Here is a 19,747-nt window from a genome sequence, read left to right as displayed (position 1 = left end):
CCGGTCACGGGTGCGCAGGACGTGCCGGCTTCGGCGGCGGCAGAGCCGTACGCAGTTGCCGGCGCGAGCTGACACCGAGCTTGGTGAAGACGTTGCCCAGGTGCCACTCCACGGTGCGCGGGCTGATGAACAGCTGGGCGGCGATCTCGGCGTTGGTGTGGCCTTCCCCGGCCAGCCTGGCGATCTGGGTCTCCTGGCCGGTGAGCTCGGCGACGGCCGAGACCGTGCGCTTGCGCACCGTCTCGCCGGTCGCCAGCAGTTCCCGGCGGGCACGCTCGGCGAAACCGTCGGCTCCGATCCGGCTGAACTCCTGGTACGCGGTCCGCAGCTGCTCCCGGCTCTGTCCGCGTCGGTTCTGCCGGCGCAGCCATTCGCCGTACAGCAGGCGGGCGCGGGCCAGGTGCACGGTGATCCGGCAGTGGCTCAGCCGCCTGATCGCCTCCCGGTAGAGCTCGTCGGCACCCGGGCCGTCGGCCAGCAGCGCGCGTGCGCAGGCCAGCGTGCCCAGGGCCCACTCGGTCGCGGCGGCCGTGGTGCGTTCGGTCAGCAGGTCGAGCGCTGCCGCGGCGGCCTCCGGACGGCCGCTGCGCGCGGCGGCCTCGATCAGCTCGATCAGGGCCCAGCCGAAGAACCCCGGATCCTCGTACTCGCATGCCCGCGTCGCGGCCGCCAGCGCGTCGTCGTAGCGGCCGAGGCCGTTGCACAGGACCGCGGTCGCGTACTCGGCCAGACTGACGGCACGTCCCTCACCCCGCCTGCGCGCCTCCTCGAGTCCGGTCTCGATGAGGCGCATCGACTGCGACTCCTGTGCCCGCCAGGCGCTGAGCAGCATCGGCGTGTACAGCATGGGTGCGCTGCCGGTCGCCTCGGAGATCGCGTTCGCCTCGTCGATCAGCGCCGCCGCGTGGTCGAAGTCGCCGGTGTGCACGTGCAGGCACGCCTGGTAACTCAACGCCATCGGGAGGACGGCGAGCGCCCCCGATTCGCGGGCGAGGTCGACGGCGCGGGTCGCGAGCTCGGACCAGGCTTCGTCGTCCCACAGCTCGGGGGCGAGCGGCTCGGGCGTCACCGGGCAGGCCAGCCACAGCCAGCGCCGGTCGGCCTGCCGGAGGCCGGACCGCTGTTCCTGCCGGACGGCGTGCAGGGCGCGCCGCAGGTCGTCGATGCCGGCGGCATAACCGTCGATGGCCAGCGCGGCCACGCCGTCGAGCAGGACGTCGACCGACCGCGCTGGTGTCGGCGACGCAGGGCCGGTGCGGGCCGCCTCGGCGATCTCACGCTGCCCGGGTCCCCGGCTCAGCCGGCCCGCGAAGATCGCCGCGCCGGCCGCTTCGAGCAGGGTGTCCCGGGCGAGGGCTGCGTCGAGTGGCGCCAGCCGACGTGCGGCGTCGAGCAGCAGCCGGGGCGCGTCGCTGCCACGTGCCCGGGTGAACGCGACCCGCGCGTGCAGGCGTTCGAGGCGGGCACGTTGCAGGTCGTCGAGTGGGCCTGCGGCGGCGGCGGCGAGCAGGTTGCGCGCCTGATCGGTGCCGCCGGCGTCGATCTCCGCCTGGGCGGCGGCGAGTGTGCGGGCGACCCGGTGGGCCGGGTCGGGCGTCAGTTCCGCCGCACGTCGTAGGAACGCGGCCGCCGCGGCGGCACCGCCCCGGCTCTGCGCGCGGTCCGCGGAGCGTTCCAGTTCGCGGGCGATGTCCTCGTCGGGGCCGGTGGTGGCATTGGCGTGGTGCCACGCCCGGCGATCGGGATCAAGGTCCGGATCCGTGGCGTCCGCCAGCGCATGATGCGCCGTCCGGCGCTGCGGCGGGGACGTCCGCTGGTAGATGGCGGAACGCACCAGCGGATGGTGGAACCGCACCCGCGCGCCGAACTCGACCAGTCCTGCCACCTCGGCCGGTGCGGCGGCGTCCACCGGTATGCGCTGCAGTCCGGCGGCTCGCCACAGCAGGCCGACGTCGCCGGTCGGCTCCGCCGCCGCGGTCAGCAGCACCCGCCGCGTGTCCTCCGGGAGTGCCTGGATCCGCCGGTGGAAGGCGTCTTCGAGGCAGGCGGCCACCGGGCGGCTGCCGGAGAGCCAGAAACCGCCGGCCAGCTCGGCGGGGGTGAGCGAGCGCGGCAGGTGCAGCAGGGCCATCGGGTTGCCGTGTGCCTCGGCGACGATCCGGTCCCGCACCAGCGGGTCGAGCGGCGCGTGTACGGCCGAGGCCAGCAGTGCTCGCGCGTCAGGTTCGCGGAGACCGCCGACGGTCAATTCGGGCAGACCGGCCAGTTCGCGATCGTGGGCCGGCTCCCGCTGGGCGAAGATCAGAGCGATCGGTTCGTGCCGCAGCCGTCGGGCGACGAACGCCAGCGCCTGCAATGATCCGGCGTCGAGCCACTGCGCGTCGTCGATGAGGCACAGGAGCGGCTGGTCCGCGGCGGCGCCGGCCAGCAGGCTGAGCACCGCCAGGCCCACCAGGAAGCGGCCAGGAGCCTCGCCCGACTGTGTTCCGAACGCGACGGACAGGGCATCGCGTTGCGGGCCGGGCAGCTCATCGAGTCTGGCGAGCATCGGCGCGCACAGCTGGTGCAGGCTGGCGAACGGAAGTTCCATCTCCGACTCGATGCCGACTACGGAGACGACACGGAAGCCGGCCGCGTGCCCGGCCGCATGTTCCAGCAGCGCTGTCTTGCCGATTCCGGCCTCGCCGCGAAGCACGAGGACCGCACCGGTGCCCGCTCTCGCGTCGGCCAGCGCCTGCTGTAGCGCCGCAAGTTCGAGGCGTCGGCCCCGCAGCTCGACCTGCGCATCGATGGTTGACACGCCCATGGGCCGATCTTCCTTTTCGCGGCTGGCGCACATCGCGCGGCCGATACCCGCATTCTAGTCGGCCACGGTGGGCTGACCTGTGGCGCGACGGTCAGACGGGAGATCGGGGCCCAGTGTCCCGGCGGCTCGGCAGAACCGGACAAACATCTCGAACGACACGGGACACCTCCAGAACTCTGCCGCGGGCGGCAGGGACGGGCCGGGGCCCGGGTCGAGCCACGGGGGTGACCCCGGGGTTTCTCCTGGGGCGACTCGGGTTGAACCGAGCGATCGTGGACGGGTCGGCGAGACAGCCTCGCCGGTGGGTCGGGCAGGGATGCGGACCGGGCTTCCCGGAGCTGAATCACCTCTAAGATGAGCAAAGAGGTTAGAGCCATGCCGAAGTAGTACAAGGTAGGCGGGCGTCGGTGAACCTGATGCCTGCGAGAGCAGAACCGGTGTACCCCATGTCTCACCGCGGGAGGGCTGACGGCCCTGCCCACCTCCCATCAGCACAGCAAGGAAGATCATGTCTGTCATATCCGAGTCATCGGCGATCCGGCCGTTCGCCATCGAGGTCCCCGATGCCGAACTCAAGATGCTGCGCGAGCGCATCCTGCACACGCGCTGGCCGGAGCAGGAGACCGTCGACGACGAGTCGCAGGGTCCGCGGCTGGCGACGATGAAGGAGCTCGCACGCTATTGGGCCGAGGAGTACGACTGGCGCAGGTGCGAGGCGAAGCTCAACTCGTACCCGAACCAGCTCACCGAGATCGACGGTTTGGACATCCACTTCGTCCATGTCCGCTCGAAGCATGAGAACGCCCTGCCGATCATCATCGCGCACGGCTGGCCCGGCTCGGTCATCGAGCAGCTGAAGCTCATCGAGCCGCTGACCGATCCGACCGCCCACGGCGGCCGCGCCGAGGACGCGTTCCACGTCGTGATCCCGTCGATGCCCGGCTACGGGTACTCGGGCAAGCCGACCGAGAAAGGCTGGGGCCCGGACCGCATCGCCCGCGCCTACGGCGAACTGATGAAGCGCCTGGACTACGACCGCTATGTCGCGCAGGGCGGCGACTGGGGCGCGATCGTCGTCGACCTGATGGCCGCGCAGGAGGTCCCGGGGCTGGTCGGCCTGCACACCAACATGGCCGGCGTGGTGCCGGCCGAGATCGACAACCTGTTCCAGAAGAACGTCATCGGCGCGGCGAACGCGCTGGAGAACCTGCCGGCCGGGCTGTCCGACGAGGAGCGGGCCACCTGCGAGCAGCTCGACTTCACCTGGAAGCACGTCGCGTACGCGCTGCAGATGGGTTCGCGGCCGCAGACGCTGACCGGTCTGGCGGACTCGCCGGTCTTCCTGGCGGCGTGGCTGCTCGATCACGACCCGAGGAGCATGGCGCTCATCTCGCGGTCCTTCGCGGGCGTGCCCGAGGGCCTGACCCGTGACGACGTGCTCGACAACGTCACGCACTTCTGGCTGACGAACACGGGCGTCTCGGCCGGCCGGCTGTACGCGGAGAACACGGTCTCGTTCTTCGGCGTCAAGGGAGTCAAACTGCCGGTCGCGGTGAGCGTCTTCCCTGACGAGCTCTACCAGGCGCCCAGGAGCTGGGCGGAGAAGGCATATCCCCAGCTCGTCCACTACAACAAGCTGCCCAAGGGCGGGCACTTCGCCGCCTGGGAGCAGCCGGAGCTGCTGGTGAACGAGGTCCGCACCGGCCTTCGCTCGCTGCGATAGCCGGCCATGTTCGAGCGTGTGCACCTGCCCGCGTTCGACGGGGCGACCGAGTGGCTCGACACCGAGCCGCTCGGTCGCCCCGAGCTGCGCGGCCGGGCGGTGCTGGTGGACTTCTGGACGCTGACCTGCATCAACTGGCTGCGCGCGCAGCCGTACGTCCGTGCCTGGTCGAAGGCATACCGCGACGACGGGCTGGTCGTCGTCGGCGTCCACACCCCGGAGTTCTCGTTCGAACGCGACAGCGACCTGGTCCGGCTGGCGGTGGCGGCGCGGGAGATCGACTACCCGGTCGCCATCGACAACGACTACGCAATCTGGCGGGCGTTCGACAACCACTACTGGCCCGCGCTCTACTTCGTCGACGCGGCCGGTGTGATCCGCGACGAGCACTTCGGCGAGGGGCGCTACGAGCGATCGGAGCAGGCCATCCAGCGGATGCTCGGCGTGGAGCGCGAACTGGTGTCCACCTTCGTGGAAGGTCGCGGTGTGGAGGCGGAGGCGGACTGGCCGCACCTGCGTACGCCCGAGACGTATCTCGGCTATGCACGCGGCGAGAACTTCGCCTCGCCGGGCGGGATCGCGTTCGACGAACGCCGCGCCTACGAGCTGCCTGATGACCTGCGCATCAACCACTGGGCCCTGGCCGGTGAGTGGACGGCCGAGCGGGAGAACGTCCTGCTGGCCCGGGCCGGTGGAACCGTCGCCTGCCGGTTCCACGCGCGCGACGCGCATCTCGTGCTGTCCGCGGGGATGCATGAGCCCATTCCGTTCCGCGTGCTCGTGGACGGCGAGGCACCGGGCCGGTCGCACGGCGTCGACGTCGACGAGAACGGCGCCGGCCTGCTCCGGGAAGGTCGGCTCTACCAGCTCGTACGCGAGCGGGGCGCGGTGCGCGAGCGGACCCTGGAGATCACGTTCCGGGCGCCCGGCGCCGAGGTGTACGCGTTCACGTTCGGCTGAACCCAGGAGGTCCACATGAGCACTACGCAGGACGGCGCGACGGACGACGTCACACCGCCGACGATGGACATGAAGGTCGAGGTCGTCGTCATCCCGGTGGCCGACATAGACCGTTCCCTGAGCTTCTACCGCAGCCTGGGGTGGCGGCTCGACGCGGACTACGAGGCCGGTCCGAAGTTCAGGATCGTGCAGCTGACGCCGCCCGGGTCGGAGTGCTCGGTCCATCTGGGCCGCGGGCTCACCCCGGCGGCGCCGGGCACGACCCAGGGCACCTACCTCGTCGTCGCCGACCTCGATCAGGCCCGCGCCGACCTGATCGGCAGGGGCGTCGAGGTGAGCGAGATCTTCCACAACATCTACGACAACGGCTTCCAGGAGCGGGTGGACGGCCCCGCCCCCGACGGGCGCAGCTACGCCTCGTACGCCACGTTCAGCGACCCGGACGGCAACGGGTGGCTGCTGCAGGAGGTCAAGGAGCGGGCACCGGGGCGGTGACCAGTCCGCACGATCGAGGAGGTTTCACCATGGACGTCGCCAAGTTGGCCGAGCTGCTGCGCGAGACGGAACAGCATCACGGCCCGTACGAGGCCAGCGCCCCGAAGCACCACTGGTCGGACTGGTATGCGGCCTACCTCGTCGCTCGCGAGCAGGGCCGGACGCCCGACGAGGCGTCCGCCGCCGCGGCGCAGCACATGGAGACGCTGCAGCGTTGACGGCCGACCGGCGAGGGACCTGAGCGTCGCGCCGGCTGCCCGAGCGCACCGGCTACCAGGCGGTGCGTGCGGGCAGCTCCGCGCAAATATAGTTGAACCGTCACATATGGTCACGGTGCGGCGGCGCATCGCCGCGGCCGGACCGGCCCGGCGAGTCGGCGGATAAGGTGGCCGTATGCACAGTTCAGCCAGGTACCGGACGTGCCGGCGAGGGCCGGCCTGGAGGCAGGCCGCGCAGAGGGCGAAGTGACGGTCGCCGGCTGACCGTCCATTGCCATGGATCTGCGCGGGGGTTTCGCACGGGGCACGCGGCGAGTGCTGCGGCCGCTGAAGAGGCTGCGCGAGCCCGGCTGGCTCGTCCGGGTCGGTCCGCGGTTGGCGGTGGCGTTCCTGCTGGTGTCCGCGCTCCTGCCGGTGATCGGGTTGATCGCCGAACGCGAGCAGCGCCTGGCCGCCGCACGGGACGCCCGGGTCGAAGCGCAGCACCTCGCCAGGGTGATCGCCGACGACGTCGCCGACGGCGCCGACACCGGCCGCCCGTTGGATCCCGCGAAGATACGGCCCTACCTGGACAACCTGCGACGCCAGATCGGCGGCGACGTCGAGATCGTCGACCTGCGGCGTGACAGCGTCGCCGACACGATGCCCGCCGGGGCGGCGCGGCTGGGCGCCGACCCGGACGGCAAGATCGCCGCCACCCTGCGCGACGGGCTGGTCCGCACCATCACCCGCGATGACGCGGGCGTGCCGCTCAAGCTGGTCGTCGTCCCGATCCGCACCCCCGCCGACGGCGTCGTCGGAGCGCTGGTGCTCGACTACACCGCCCTCTACGACCAGGTCATGTCCGCCGGTGCGTCCAGCCGTCGGCTGACCCTCGCGGCAGGTCTGGCAGGCATGGCGGTGGCGCTCGGGCTCGGGTGGGCGCTGTCGCGTGGGCTGGTCCGCGACGTCCGCCGGCTCACGCAGGCGGCAGGCATGTTCGCCGAAGGCCACTACGGCACCCGGGCACAGGTGAAGTCGCGCGGCGAGCTGCGCGAACTCGCCCAGGCGCTCAACGCGATGGCCGAACGCATCGCGGAGCGCAAGGCGGTGCTGGTCGACCTGGCCACCACCGACCCGCTGACCGGACTGCCCAACCGCCGCGCGCTGCGCGCCGGCCTGGCCCGCGATCTCGACCACGCCCGCCGCCGCGGCACGCCGCTGTCGCTGATCCTGCTGGACCTCGACCACTTCAAGGCGATCAACGACGAGCACGGACACCTCACCGGCGACGCGGTGCTGCGCCGGGTGGGGGAGATCCTCCAGGCCCAGGTGCGCTCCACCGATCTGGCCGCCCGGCACGGCGGGGAGGAGTTCGCCGTGCTCCTGCCCGACACCGGCCGCGACTCGGCGATGCGCACCGCGGAACGCGTACGGGCGGCGCTGTCCGCGGCGGCGATCACCTTCCAGGGCCACTCGGTGAAGGTCACGGCGAGCCTGGGCGTGGTCGCCTATCCCGAACACGGCCGGACCATCGAGGACCTGGTCCGCCGCGCCGACGCCGCGCTCTACCATGCCAAGCGGGCCGGCCGCGACCAGGTGCACAGCCCGCCCGTGACCTGAGCCGCCGCGCCGCCGCCCGCCGTACGCTTGTCACCGGCGGGTCGCCTACCTCGCCCGAGTGCCCGCACCTGGGCGGACCAGGGCCGGTTTCCGTGTCGTTCGTGCGGTGTCGTCACCGAAACGCGCCGGTGATCACCGGATCGGCGATGATCAACGGTGGCCGCATGGTGAAGTGGGGTATGCCGATGACGCTGTTCGGCCGTGACCCGCAACTGCGGTTGCTGCAGGCGGCTGCGGACGAGGCCGCCGCCGGGCGAGGTTCGGCGACGCTGGTCGAGGGCGAGGCGGGCATCGGCAAGTCGGTGCTGCTGGACGCGGTCGCGGCGTACTGCGACCGGCTGGGGATGCGGATCCTGCGCGCGGCGGGCGAGCAGCTGGAACAGGACCTGCCGTTCGCGGTCGCCGGTGCATGCCTGGACGTGCTGACGACCGGTGGCGAGCCGCAACGGGCCCGGGTGGCGGCGCTGCTGCGCGGTGCAGGCGCGGACCGTCAGCCCGGCGCGGCCGGGCACGACTTCGTCGTCACGGAGGCGATGCTGGACCTGGTCGACGAATGGTGCTCGGCCGGGCCGGTCGCGGTGATCGTCGACGACGTCCAGTGGGCCGACCCGCAGAGCATCGTGGTCCTGCATCGGCTGTGCCGCGGCATCGGGCAGTATCCGCTGCTGGTCGTCATCTCCGCCGCGCCCGAACCGCGGGGCGAGGCGATGAGCGCGCTGGTGCGCAGCATGACCGCCAAGGGCGCGCAACGGATGACCCTGCCACCCCTCGACCCGCAGGCAGTGGCCGAGCTGGTCCAGGCCTCGGTCGGCGCGCCCACCGGGCCGCAGCTGACGCAGCTGCTCGCCGCCGCCGAAGGTCATCCCCTCTACCTGACCGAGCTCGTGGCCGGCCTGGAACGTGACGGCGCGCTGCGGATCAGCCGCGGCCACGCCGAGACCGACCACGACACACCTCCCGCGCAATCACTACAGGCGATGATCATGTCGCGGCTCGGGCCGCTGCCCGCGCCGACGCAGGCTGTCCTGCACCAGGCCGCCGCCCTCGGCGGCCCCGTCGACCTGCCACTGCTGGCCGCCGTGCTCGACGTGCCCGTGCTGGACCTGGCCGAGGCCTGTACCGCGGCGACCGGCGCGGGGCTGCTGGTCGAGACCGAGGCCGGGCTGCAGTTCCGCCACGACCTGATCCGGCAGGGGCTCGCCCGGCAGACACCGTCCTCGGTCCGCAGCATGCTGCATCTGCGAGCCGCACAGGTGCTGATGGACCGCGGCGCGGACGTCGAGCAGATCGCCGAACACCTCGCCCAGGCCGACCGCGCCGAACACGGGCAGTGGCTCATGGAAGTGGCACCACAGCTGACCGTGCGCGCACCGGACCTGGCCGTGACCCTGCTGCGCGCCGCCGCGGCCGACGCGGCCGACGACGTGACGGCCACCCGCCTGAACGTCGACCTGATCCGGGCGCTGCTGTGGGCCGGTCAGACCGACGAGGCCGAGCAGATCCTGCACGACCAGCTCGCCGCGTACCAGTCGTCGGCCGTGCGCACGCAACTGCTCGAACTGCGGATGGACGGCTACTTCCGGCAAGGTCGCCTGCAGCAGGCAGCGGCGGCCGGCGAGGACGCGGCCCGGCTGGCACCGGTGCACCCCGGCCGCCTGTACGGCTTCGCCGCCGTGTGCCGGCTGCTGATCGGCGAGTTCGACGCCGGCGACCGCCTGGCCAGCGAGGCCTTGCGTACGGGCCTGGCCTCCGGCGATGTCGTCGCGCAGGCGTACGGCCACAACACCCTCGCCGTGCTGCGGTTCGCGCAGAACCGGGTGCGGGAGGCGCTGGACCTCAACGCCGCAGCGATGAACGCGCTCGACCACCCCGACAGTGTCCTGATCGTGGACCCGCTCGTGGTGCGGGCGCTGTGCCTGTTCGCGCTGGACCGTCCGGCCGAACTCGACCAGGTCCTGGACGCTGCCATGCGGCGCAACCGGGACACCGGCGGGGTGTACCTCACCACCGCGCAACTACTGCGCGCCAACGTGCTGTTCCTGCGCGGACGCTGGGACGACGCGCTGGCCGAGATCCGCACCAGCCTGGACAGCCCCGACCCGTTGTGCCAGGCGCCCGCGCTGCATGGACTCGCCGCGATGATCGCCATGCACCGTGGCCAGGCCCGCACCCTCGACGCCGAACTGGCCGCGCTGGCCACCTCCAGCCCGCTCGAGACCAGGTTCACCGCGCCGCTGCGCTGGGCTCACGCCCTGGCCGTGGAGGCGGACACCGGTCCCGGCGAGGCCCTCGACATCCTGTACCCGCTGTGGGAGCAGCCGCCGACGTTCAGCCCGCGCTGCATCGGCTACCGGCTGTGCGCGGACCTGGCCCGGCTCGCCCACGCGGCCGGTGACGCGGATCGCCTGCGGGACCTCGCCGACAGCATGGCCGAGCTGCTGGCCGAACAGGCCACCTCCAGTGTCGAGGGCACCGCCGCGTTGTGCCGCGGGATGCTGGACGACGACCCGTCGCAGCTGCTGGCCGCGGCGGCGTCGTTCGCGCAGGTCGGCTGGCCGCTGCACGAGGGATATGCCCACGAGCACGCGGCCATCCTCCTCGCCGGGAACGGTCGCCTTCAGCCCGCCCGCGACGAGCTGGCGAGCGCGGTGGCGCTCTACACCGGACTGGACGCCGCACGCGACATCGACCGTGCCCGCGCCCGGGGCCGCCAGGCGGGCATCAGGCAGGGCGTACGCGGCCCGCGCGGGCGTCCGAAGCACGGCTGGGCCGCCCTGAGCGAGACCGAGTACAAGGTCGCCCTGGCCGTCGCGGAGGGCAGGTCCAACCCCGACATAGCCGCGCAGATGTTCCTGTCGCCGCGGACAGTCCAGTCGCACGTGTCGAGCATCCTGGCGAAACTCGGCCTGCGCTCGCGCGTCGAGATCGCCGTCGGCGCCTCCACCATCGAGCACCGCGCGACTGCGGCCGGCCCGGCGCCCGCTCAGTAGTGGATCAGAACGCGGACCAGCCGGACGTCGTCGCCGACACCGGCGATGTGGAAAGGTCGTCGTGGTTGGTGAGCCGGGGAACGCACGGGACACGCGTCCGCTGAAGGCCGTCGCGACGGCTGCCCGTAGGGTGTTGCCCATGTCTTCACCGCTCATCCGGGCTGTATGTCCGGTTCGGACGCTTGCGCACCGGTCGACGACCCGGATCGGGGCATGAGCCGACTCCTCGAACGCAGCAGGCAGGCCGATGCCGACGCCGGTGCGGAACCGGCACCGACGCCAGGGATCACGACCTGGTGCGCCAGGGTCGCCGCATCCCGTGGCTTCGAGATCACGATCATGGCCGCCATCGCGGCCAACGCCGTCATCCTCGGCCTGGAGACCTATCCCGACCTGAGGTCGGCCGGCTGGCTCAACGCGCTGGAGTGGCTGTTCCGGGCGTTGTTTGTCGCGGAGATCGTGGTCCGCATGCTCAGCTACGGCAGGCGCCCGCTGGACTTCTTCCGGCACGGCTGGAACGTCTTCGACCTCGCGGTCGTGGCGGCGGCGTTCATCCCGGGCCTGCACGGCGACTCGGCCATCCTGCGGGTCATCCGGATCGCGCGGGTCGTGCGGTTGATGCGCTTCATGCCGGGCCTGCGCACCATTGTCACCGCGCTGCTGCGCAGCCTGCCGGGCGTGGGCGGTTTCCTGGCCCTGGCGATCGTCACGCTCTACATCTACGGCATGGCCGGCTGGCTGATCTTCGCCGAGCACCAGCCCGAGCAGTACGGCACGATCGGCAGCGCCGTACTCACCCTGTTCGTGCTGCTGTCGCTGGAGAACCTGCCGGACCTCATCGAACAGGGCATGGCGGTGTCGCCATGGACGGTCGTCTTCTACATCAGCTACGTGCTCATCACGGCGAATCTGCTGGTCAACATCCTGGTCGGCGTGATCATCAACTCGATGGAGGAGGCGCGTCGCCTGGAGCAGCCCCAGGAGACGGCGCCGGGCTTCGACTCCGACGGCGCGCCCGACGACGTCGACCGGATCGTGATCAGCCGCCGGCTGGCGGACCTGCGCGCACTCCTGGACGACCTGGAGCGGGACCTGCGCGTGGACCGGGACCATCCGTCGGCCCGGCCGGAGCGGGACCCGATCCACCGCTGACCGCCGGTCGCTGCCGCTCAGACGACGTCGATGTTGGCCATCATCGCCATGTCCTCGTGCTCGAGGTTGTGGCAGTGCAGCATGTAGCGGCCGCGGAAACCCGCGAAGCGCACCAGCAGCTGGACCACCTCGTACGGGCGTACGTCGACGGTGTCCTTCCACCCGGCGTCCGACGGCCGCGGGGTGCGGCCGTTGCGGCTGAGCACCTGGAAGTGGCCGAGGTGGACGTGGACCGGGTGGTGGAAGTCGGAAGTGAGCGTCCACAGCTCGGTCGTGCCCAGCTCGGGGGAGGCGAGCGAGGCGCCGGGATCGAACGGCTGCCCGTTGATCATCCACTTCTTGCCGTGCGGGCCGGGCCCGCTGAGCCGGAAGTCGAACCGGCGGCTGCGCACCGCCTGGTCCGCCGACAGCGTCGGGACGTCGGCGAGCACTGCCGGGACCGCGCTGTCGTCGGCCTCGCGGCGGGTGACGTGGAAGCGCATGACGTCGCGGGCCCGCCCGGCCCCGAGATGGTTGCGCAGCACCACGCGCGTGCCGACCGGATACGCCCCGAAGTCGACGACGACGTCGGCGCGTTCGGCGGAAGCCAGCACGACCTGGTCCAGGTGCTGCGGTCGGGCGAGCAGGCCGAGGTCGCTGCCGAGCTGGGTGAACGGGCTGCCCGTCGGGGGCGGCGGGTCCAGGCGCAGGTCGAGTCGGCGGGAGTTGGACGCGTTGAGTATCCGCAGCCGGTGGCGGACCGCGGCGACCTCCGCCTCAGGCCACGGCGCGCCGTTGACGAGGATCACGTCGCCCTCGACCCCCTGGTGGTGCGCGCCGGTCACGCCCGGTTCGCCGAGCAGCGTCGGGTCGACGGCCGGGTAGCGCAGCGCGCCGTCGGACTCGAAGGCGCGGTCGCAGATCAGCAGCGGGAGCTCCCGGGCGCCGCGGGGCAGCGGCAGCGCGTCCTCGACGTCGTCGCGGACGAGGAACATGCCGGCCAGTCCGCGGTACACCTGCGGCGCGGTGAAGTCCATGCGGTGGTCGTGATACCAGAGCATGGCGGCCGGCTGATCCAGCGGGTACTCGTGCACGAACCGTCCCGGGGACGTCTTCCACGCCGACCCGTGTCCGGCATGCTGCCCGTGGACCGGATGGAACCGCCCCGTGAGCGAATCCGGCACGACCAGATGGGTGGGATAGCCGTCGAACTCGGGCCGCGTGACACCGCCGTGCAGGTGCGTGGTGGTGGGCACGGGCAGCTCGTTGACGATGCGCACCCGCGCCGGCCGCCCTGCGCGCACGTCGAACGTCGGCCCGGGGAACGTGCCGTCGTATCCCCACACCTCGGTGCGGTGACCGGGGATGATCTCGACCTGGGCCGGACGCTGGACGAGTTCGTACGTGCCGTCGGCACCGGGCCGGGCGGTGCGGGGGAGGGGCAGCGGGACGGTGAACGGTTGCGGCAGCGTCAGCCTGCTGGTCAGCGGCGCGCCACTGCGCTCGGCGGGCAGGCCCCCGCACCCGGCCGTGGCCGCGGCGCTCGCGGCGAGCACGCCGAACAAGCCCCGCCGCGACAGCCTGGCCGGACTCATCGGGCGGCCTTCTCCGCGCGGGCGGGGCGGCGGCGCAGCCCCGGTCGCCACACCCCGATGAGCAGCGCGACCGACAGCCCGAACAACAGCACGCCGAGCGGCATGTGCACGGCCACGGCGCGGGCGTACCCGAGCCCGCTCTGCAGCTCGACCAGGACGAACGCGGCGACGCACGCGCCGATCGGCCAGGCCGGGCCGCGGCCCGGCCGCCACACCAGGATCGCGGCGAGAAGCTGGAAGAAGACCAGCATGACCAGGAACGAGGCGGCGATGCCGTGCAGGTCGAGCATGCCGACGTCGCCGGTCACGAACAGCCCCGCCAGCACCGGCTGGACGAGCACGAGCCCGGTCGTCGCCGCGGCGAGCCCGCGCAGCGGCCACACCGCCCAGCCGGGCACGGGCGGCCGGGCGGGCTCAGCCGTGCCGGTCACGAGCCGCTCCGCGACTTGCGGTCGACCAGCACGGCGATCACCGCGCCCGCGATGCCCAGCGCGGGCATCAGCATGCCCAGCACGATGGCCACGCCGACGGGGATGTGCGCGCCGTCGCCGTCGACCATGGGCCGGGCGATGGCCGAGGTCAGCAACGCGCCCGCGACCAGACCGAGGAACAGGCCGAGCACGGCCATGCCGAGAGTTCTCATGGCCGTGGACGGTATGCGGGCCGAGGACGCCGGGGCGTCCGCGCGGAGTCGACGGAAACCCTGTCGACTCCTGACGTACGCGTCAGGGTCCCGCGTACCCCAGGTGTCGACACGAGGCTCCCCCTGGAGCCCGACTTCGGCGGCGCCGTGGTCGGTTACGCTGCCGGAATGCGCCGACGACAGCTCCTGCTCGACGGCTGCCTGGGCGCCGTGGTGACGTTGGTCGTCGCGGTCGCCATCTCGGCGAACGTCGGCGGCGAACGCGGCCCCGACCTCGGCGCCTACCTGTTCGCGCTGGGCCTCGGCCTGCTGATGCTCCTCCGGCGGCAGCACCCCGCGCTGACCCTGCTCGCCACCGCCGCCGGCCTGGCCGGCTACTACATCGCGGACTACCCGCCGATCGGGCTCGCCGTGCCCGCCGCCGCCGCGTTGTACTCGGCGGCCGAGTACGGCCGGACCGTGCTCGCCGTCAGCGTGGCCGCCGTCCTGCTGGCGGGTTCCAGTTTCTTCCGGCTGCGCGACGGCGAGGAACTCGGCTACCTGTTCGGCTACGAACTGCCCTGGTCGGTGGCGATCATGGCAGGTGCGATCGCCCTCGGTGACGGGGTCCGCAACCGGCAGCTGCGCAGCGCGCAGCAGCGCCAGCGCGAGCGGGACCTGCTGCAGGCGAGCCGGCAGGAGGCCGCCCGCCGGATCGAGAACGAGCGGCTGCAGGTCGCCCGCGACCTGCACGACGTGCTCGCGCACACCACCACGGTGATCTCGCTGCAGGCCGACGTCGCCCGCGAGGCCCTCGACGACGGCGACACCACCGCCGCGCGTTCCGCGCTCGCGGTCATCCGGTCCGCCAGCGGCCAGGCGACCCAGGAGCTGCGCTCCACGGTCACCCTGCTGCGCCGGCCCGCCGAGCAGACTTCGCGCGCACCCGTCGGGAGCATGGCGCACCTGGACCGGCTCGCCGCCGCGACCACCGACAGCGGGCTGCCCGTCGCCGTACACGTGCACGGCCGTCCGGTGGACCTGCCGGCGGTCGTCGATGCCACGGCCTACCGGATCGTGCAGGAGGCGCTGACCAACGCCGTCCGCCACGCCGACGCGACCCTGGTCGACATACACGTGCGCTACCTGCCCGGACGGCTCGACCTCACCGTCAAGGACGACGGCCGCGGTGCGGACGGCGGTTCCGGCGGCGGCCACGGTCTGGCCGGTATGCGCGAACGAGCGGAGCTGATCGGCGGCACCCTCACCGCCACGGCCGCCCGGGACGGCTTCGAGGTCGCCGCGTCGCTGCCCGTCGAGGAGACGCCGTGATCCGCGTGGTGATCGTCGACGACCAGCAGCTGGTCCGGGCCGGACTGCGCGCCCTGCTCGAACGCGCCCCCGACATCACCGTGGTCGGCGAGGCGGCCGACGGGGAGCAGGCCCTGGTGCTGGTCCGCGAGCTGCGGCCGGACGTGGCGCTGATGGACGTCCGTATGCCCGGTATGGACGGCATAGAGGCCACCCGCCGCATCACCGGGGACGCGCGGCTGGCCGCCACCCAGGTCGTGGTGCTGACCACGTTCGACACCGACGACCACCTGTTCGACGCCATCCAGGCCGGCGCCGCCGGTTTCCTGCTCAAGGACACCCACCCCGACGAACTGCGCCGGGCCGTGCACGTGGTGGCCACCGGTGACGCGCTGCTCTCACCCGCGGTCACCCGGCGCGTGATGGACGCGGCCGCCCGCTCGGCCGTCCGGCCCCGCAACACCGAGCTGGTCGGCAGGCTCACCGACCGGGAACGCGAATTCCTCCGCCACATCGGCCGCGGTATGTCCAATGACGAGATCGCCGACGAACTGCACATCACACCGGCCACCGCGCGCACCTATGTCAGCCGCCTGCTGAGCAAGCTGCGTGCCCGCGACCGCTCCCAGCTCGTCGCGCTCGCCTACCAGGAGGGCCTGGTCGAGCCCTGAGCCGCGCGGGCGGCGGATGGCGGTGCCGCCGTACCCTTCGATAGCCGAACGCCGATCGAAGGGACGTCATGGCCGACTCCGCGGAGCCGAAGGAACGCGGGCTGGTCCCCGGCCTGGTCGTCGTCGTCCTGCTGATGTGCGTGGGCACCCCGGCGTGGGTGATCTACCGGCAGTGGGCCGACCCGCGGACGAAGGCGGGCATGACCGAGGCCGCCACGGCCTATCTCGACGCGCTCCGTGACGGCGACCACCCGGCGGCCTACCGGTGGGTCTGCGCGAGTGAGCAGAAGAAGTATCCGCTGGACCAGTGGACCCGCTATCACGTCGAGCCCGACATCGAAAGCTACGAGATCACCGAGGTGGTGATCCAGGATCTCTCGGAAGCTCCCACGAGCTACTACGTCAATGCCGACGTCCGCTATGCCGACGGCCGGACGCAACTGTGGCACTACGTGCTGTATGACGAGAGCGACGGCTGGCGCGTCTGCTACGAGACCGGCATCGCGCGCCCGCTCAAGTAAGGCCGGACGGTGGGCCCCCTACGACAAGTCCACGATCACCACCGGGTCACCCCGGTCAGCCCGAGCGGTTCGCCTAACCAGGTGCCCTGACCGGGTCGGGGCACCATCAGGTGTACGGCTGTCGTCGGCGAATACGCAAGCCCTGTCCCAGCGGCTGGGTTGCCACGGCGGCAATCACGACATGCGCGCCCTTGACGATCTCTGCATTGGAGCGTTAGGTTCCGCGCGCCGGATCTTGCATCCGCGGTCCGGACGGACCGAACACGGGGGTTATTCGTTATGAATACTATGTCGCGTTTGGTGGCGCACGGAGCCGCCACCGCGCTGGTCATGTCCTTGGCGGTGGTCGGCGGATCCGCGCCCGCCGTGGCGGATCCGATCGTCGCGCCGTCTCTGGTCGACGATGGTGTCTACCCGTACCCCGGGGCGGCGGAGATCCTGGCGGCCCAGAACGTCATGCTTATCTCCGGCGATGGGCACATTGTCCTTGCCGATTGCGCGACGCCGCCGCAAGGTGACATCGGCTTGCTGAAGGTCTATACCACCGACGAGGCGATCGGCGCAGATGGCATCGGCCGTGTGTGCTTCAAGGTGACGGCTTCATCCGGGCTGCTCAACCTGCAGGTCCCGGGGGTGTATGAGATCCGCGGGGACGGCCAGCGGACCGGCACCGGCCACGAGGTGACCGCCGAACTCGTCAGCGCTGAGGGTGAGGAGATCACCGTCGACGTGGACCCCGACGGCAGTACCCAGGTTGGACTGGGCGCCGACCCGGACGCCTCGCCCACGATGCTGCTGCAGCTGCGGGTGGGGACGGGCCCCGCGCCGGTCACCGGCGGGCAGGCGGCGGTCGGCAAGCTGTCCGCCCGCGACCGGATGTGCACCGTGACCCTGGTCGCGCCACGCTGGGTGCTCGGCGCCGCCAGCTGTTTCGCCGACGACCCGAACCATCCGCAGCTGGTCGAAGGCCCACCGGCCGGCGCCAACCATGTGGTGTTCCCCGGGCATGCGAGCACTGCGGTCGACTGGCTGAGCCCGAGTCCGGGTCGCGATGTGGTCCTCGCCCGATTGGCTGCCCCGGTGCCGGACGTCACCCCGGTGGCTTTGGCCGCTGCCGCCGCGCCGACCGGGGTTGATGTGCCTGCCGTCGGCTTCGGGCGTACACCGTCGGACCTGACCGCCGACCAGCAGCAGACCGCCCAGATCACGTTCACCGCCACCAGCGCCGGCACGCTCGTCGCCGGTACAGGTCCGCTGGTGTGCAGTGGCATGGCCGGCGCTCCCGTCCTGGCTGACGGGAAGCTCGCCGCCGTACTCAGCCGGGCGGGCCAGGCGGGGTGCCCCGGCGCCGCCGGGACCGACAGCACTGTCACGGCCGCACGTACCGATGATCTCGCTACCTGGTTCAACGCCATCACCACGACCACGGCCGCGCACACCTGGACAATGGCCGACATGCCCGTCGGTGCGACTCCGGGCAGCAGCGTCGCCACTGTCGCCGACAGCGTGTTCAGCGGCGTGGCACTGCCCATGACGGCCACCGCGGGCGCGACATGGAACACGGGAGGCACCTACAGCCCCGCTGTCGAACTCGATGGCGTCTCCGGATCGCTGGCCACCGGTGGTCCGGCGGTCGCGACGAACGGCGACTTCAACGTCGGCGTCTGGGTCAAACTCGACGCGCTCGGTGGCGTCGTCCTGTCCCAGGACGGCACCAACACCGCTGCGTTCAAACTCTGGACCGACCCGTCCGACAGATCCTGGCGGTTCGCCATGTCGCGGACCGATGCCGTGAGCCCGGTGTGGGACACCGCCGTCGCCGCGCCGGAAACCGCCCAGCTAGGCGCCTGGACTCACATCTCGGTGCACTTCCAGCAGCCGTCGTCGGCACAGTTGAGGATCAACGGCGGGTGCGCGGCCAGCATCAACCACGCCACGACCTGGGGCGGCACCGGCGGGTTCCGGGTCGGCGCAGTCAAGACCGGCGCCGCTGCGTTCGGAAGCCACCTCGACGGCCAGGTCGCCAATGTGCAGACCTGGAACTCCGCGAACATGCCGGCGGACCCGGCAGTCCAATGTAATCCGCTGGACTGGAACCGTACCCCGGCGACCTGGAACAGCAACATCGACTTCGACGGCGACGCCAAGGCCGATTATCTGACGGTCGCGGACAACGGCGCGGTGGCCGCTTGGCTCAACCGGGGCGGTGACGGCCGTGGCGGCTGGTCGGTTTTCGGGCAGGTCGCCGGCGGATTCGGTGTGCCCGGCAGCAGTGTTCGATTCGCCGACTTCGACGGCGACGCCAAAGCCGATTATCTCGCGGTCGCGGACAACGGTGCGGTGACGGTCTGGCTCAACAAGGGCGGTGACGGCCGCGGCGGCTGGTCCGGTCTCGGGCTGGTGGCCGGCGGATTCGGTGTGCCCGGCAGCAGTGTTCGGTTCGCCGATTTCGATGGGGACCGTAAAGCCGATTATCTGACGGTTGCGGACAACGGTGCGGTGACGGCCTGGCTCAACAAGGGCGGTGACGGCCGCGGCGGCTGGGAGAATCTCGGGCAGGTCGCCGGTGGAGTCGGTGTGCCCGGCAGCAGGATCCGGTTCGCCGATTTCGATGGGGACCGTAAGGCTGACTACCTGCCTGTTGCGGACAACGGCGCGGTGAACGTCTGGCTCAACAAGGGCGGTGACGGCCGCGGCGGCTGGTCGAATCTCGGGCAGGTGGCCACCGGAGTCGGTGTGCCCGGCAGCAGTATCCGGTTCGCCGACTTCGACGGGGACCGTAAGGCTGACTACCTGCCTGTTGCAGACAACGGTGCAGTGATCGTCTGGCTCAACCGGGGCGGGGACGGCCGCGGCGGCTGGTCCGGTCTTGGGCAGGTCGCCACCGGAGTCGGTGTGCCACGCAGCCGGGTGTGGGTCTGACGATGCATGTGACACAGGCTCGTAGTGCCTGGTCGCATCGTTGCATGACAGGTCGCCATCGTCGTCGGTGGCGGCCTGTCCTCTCCGCCTGCCTGCGTACGAAGTGACGGAGAACGTACGCAGGCGCCGGCACGCCAAGCGACAGGCCGGATGCGGCGGTCCTGCCGCGGTGCCGATGCC

At 71.7% G+C, this 19,747-nt stretch carries 15 protein-coding genes; 11 read left to right on the top strand and 4 right to left on the bottom strand.

The features are described from left to right. Positions 1-4 precede the first annotated feature (4 nt). On the bottom strand, positions 5-2,806 hold the full coding sequence (locus FLL47_RS10235) for an ATP-binding protein (RefSeq protein ID WP_144120205.1): 2,802 nt from the start codon (positions 2,804-2,806) through the stop codon (positions 5-7). Positions 2,807-3,314: 508 nt separating this feature from the next. On the opposite strand from FLL47_RS10235, the gene FLL47_RS10230 reads away from it, so the two are divergent. The 7 genes from FLL47_RS10230 to FLL47_RS10205 all read left to right on the top strand — a co-directional run bounded on the left by FLL47_RS10230 (position 3,315) and on the right by FLL47_RS10205 (position 11,946). Continuing rightward, a complete protein-coding gene (locus tag FLL47_RS10230) occupies positions 3,315-4,529 on the top strand; it encodes an epoxide hydrolase family protein (protein WP_144120204.1) in 1,215 nt (404 codons plus the stop codon). A gap of 6 nt (positions 4,530-4,535) precedes the next feature. Next, a complete protein-coding gene (locus tag FLL47_RS10225; protein ID WP_144120203.1) occupies positions 4,536-5,489 on the top strand; it encodes a thioredoxin family protein in 954 nt (317 codons plus the stop codon). Positions 5,490-5,504: 15 nt separating this feature from the next. Then, the gene (locus tag FLL47_RS10220; RefSeq protein WP_246157745.1) at positions 5,505-5,984 is read left to right on the top strand and encodes a VOC family protein; all 480 of its coding nucleotides are present in this window, start codon (positions 5,505-5,507) and stop codon (positions 5,982-5,984) included. 29 nt (positions 5,985-6,013) lie between these two features. Continuing rightward, complete coding sequence (locus tag FLL47_RS42780) at positions 6,014-6,202, top strand: bleomycin resistance protein (protein WP_186315635.1); 189 nt, start codon at positions 6,014-6,016, stop codon at positions 6,200-6,202. Positions 6,203-6,478: 276 nt separating this feature from the next. After that, complete coding sequence (locus tag FLL47_RS10215) at positions 6,479-7,804, top strand: GGDEF domain-containing protein (protein WP_144120202.1); 1,326 nt, start codon at positions 6,479-6,481, stop codon at positions 7,802-7,804. A gap of 164 nt (positions 7,805-7,968) precedes the next feature. Further along, complete coding sequence (locus FLL47_RS10210) at positions 7,969-10,794, top strand: ATP-binding protein (RefSeq protein ID WP_186315634.1); 2,826 nt, start codon at positions 7,969-7,971, stop codon at positions 10,792-10,794. Positions 10,795-11,007: 213 nt separating this feature from the next. Beyond that, entirely contained in the window at positions 11,008-11,946 is a 939-nt protein-coding gene (locus FLL47_RS10205; RefSeq protein ID WP_144120200.1) for an ion transporter, read from the top strand. Positions 11,947-11,963: 17 nt separating this feature from the next. Here FLL47_RS10205 and FLL47_RS10200 read toward each other — a convergent pair whose 3' ends face one another. The 3 genes from FLL47_RS10200 to FLL47_RS10190 are packed head-to-tail and all read right to left on the bottom strand — an operon-like array spanning position 11,964 to position 14,163. Continuing rightward, positions 11,964-13,520 carry a multicopper oxidase family protein gene (locus FLL47_RS10200; protein ID WP_144120199.1) on the bottom strand — a complete coding sequence of 519 codons (1,557 nt, stop codon included), beginning with the start codon at positions 13,518-13,520 and terminating at the stop codon, positions 11,964-11,966. Continuing rightward, positions 13,517-13,951 carry a hypothetical protein gene (locus FLL47_RS10195; protein WP_144120198.1) on the bottom strand — a complete coding sequence of 145 codons (435 nt, stop codon included), beginning with the start codon at positions 13,949-13,951 and terminating at the stop codon, positions 13,517-13,519. Before FLL47_RS10195 ends, FLL47_RS10200 begins: the two co-directional genes overlap by 4 nt. Next, positions 13,948-14,163 carry a hypothetical protein gene (locus FLL47_RS10190; RefSeq protein WP_222106020.1) on the bottom strand — a complete coding sequence of 72 codons (216 nt, stop codon included), beginning with the start codon at positions 14,161-14,163 and terminating at the stop codon, positions 13,948-13,950. The genes FLL47_RS10195 and FLL47_RS10190 overlap by 4 nt, the downstream gene beginning before the upstream one ends. A gap of 168 nt (positions 14,164-14,331) precedes the next feature. Here FLL47_RS10190 and FLL47_RS10185 point away from each other — a divergent pair, with 168 nt between their 5' ends. From FLL47_RS10185 to FLL47_RS43595, 4 genes are all read left to right on the top strand, one after another. After that, a complete protein-coding gene (locus tag FLL47_RS10185) occupies positions 14,332-15,474 on the top strand; it encodes a sensor histidine kinase (RefSeq protein WP_144120197.1) in 1,143 nt (380 codons plus the stop codon). Then, positions 15,471-16,124, top strand: a complete 654-nt coding sequence (locus FLL47_RS10180; RefSeq protein ID WP_144120196.1) for a response regulator — start codon at positions 15,471-15,473, stop codon at positions 16,122-16,124. Before FLL47_RS10185 ends, FLL47_RS10180 begins: the two co-directional genes overlap by 4 nt. Before the next feature lie 68 nt (positions 16,125-16,192). After that, positions 16,193-16,645 (top strand): Rv0361 family membrane protein, encoded by a 453-nt coding sequence (locus FLL47_RS10175; RefSeq protein WP_144120195.1) that lies wholly within the window; start codon positions 16,193-16,195, stop codon positions 16,643-16,645. A gap of 300 nt (positions 16,646-16,945) precedes the next feature. Next, complete coding sequence (locus FLL47_RS43595) at positions 16,946-19,567, top strand: FG-GAP-like repeat-containing protein (protein WP_246157768.1); 2,622 nt, start codon at positions 16,946-16,948, stop codon at positions 19,565-19,567. The last annotated feature ends 180 nt before the right edge of the window (positions 19,568-19,747 follow it).

The organism is Catellatospora sichuanensis, assembly GCF_007483665.1.
Lineage (GTDB): Bacteria > Actinomycetota > Actinomycetes > Mycobacteriales > Micromonosporaceae > Catellatospora > Catellatospora sichuanensis.
Note: the sequence above shows the minus strand (reverse complement) of the source record. Positions and strands in the feature narration are given on the sequence as shown.

Bases quoted from the DNA above. Each gene is read 5' to 3' on its own strand.
- FLL47_RS10235 (WP_144120205.1), bottom strand. From the start codon at position 2,806: ATGGGCGTGTCAACCATCGATGCGCAGGTCGAGCTGCGGGGCCGACGC.
- FLL47_RS10230 (WP_144120204.1), top strand. From the start codon at position 3,315: ATGTCTGTCATATCCGAGTCATCGGCGATCCGGCCGTTCGCCATCGAG.
- FLL47_RS10225 (WP_144120203.1), top strand. From the start codon at position 4,536: ATGTTCGAGCGTGTGCACCTGCCCGCGTTCGACGGGGCGACCGAGTGG.
- FLL47_RS10220 (WP_246157745.1), top strand. From the start codon at position 5,505: ATGAGCACTACGCAGGACGGCGCGACGGACGACGTCACACCGCCGACG.
- FLL47_RS42780 (WP_186315635.1), top strand. From the start codon at position 6,014: ATGGACGTCGCCAAGTTGGCCGAGCTGCTGCGCGAGACGGAACAGCAT.
- FLL47_RS10215 (WP_144120202.1), top strand. From the start codon at position 6,479: ATGGATCTGCGCGGGGGTTTCGCACGGGGCACGCGGCGAGTGCTGCGG.
- FLL47_RS10210 (WP_186315634.1), top strand. From the start codon at position 7,969: ATGGTGAAGTGGGGTATGCCGATGACGCTGTTCGGCCGTGACCCGCAA.
- FLL47_RS10205 (WP_144120200.1), top strand. From the start codon at position 11,008: ATGAGCCGACTCCTCGAACGCAGCAGGCAGGCCGATGCCGACGCCGGT.
- FLL47_RS10200 (WP_144120199.1), bottom strand. From the start codon at position 13,520: ATGAGTCCGGCCAGGCTGTCGCGGCGGGGCTTGTTCGGCGTGCTCGCC.
- FLL47_RS10190 (WP_222106020.1), bottom strand. From the start codon at position 14,163: ATGAGAACTCTCGGCATGGCCGTGCTCGGCCTGTTCCTCGGTCTGGTC.
- FLL47_RS10185 (WP_144120197.1), top strand. From the start codon at position 14,332: ATGCGCCGACGACAGCTCCTGCTCGACGGCTGCCTGGGCGCCGTGGTG.
- FLL47_RS10175 (WP_144120195.1), top strand. From the start codon at position 16,193: ATGGCCGACTCCGCGGAGCCGAAGGAACGCGGGCTGGTCCCCGGCCTG.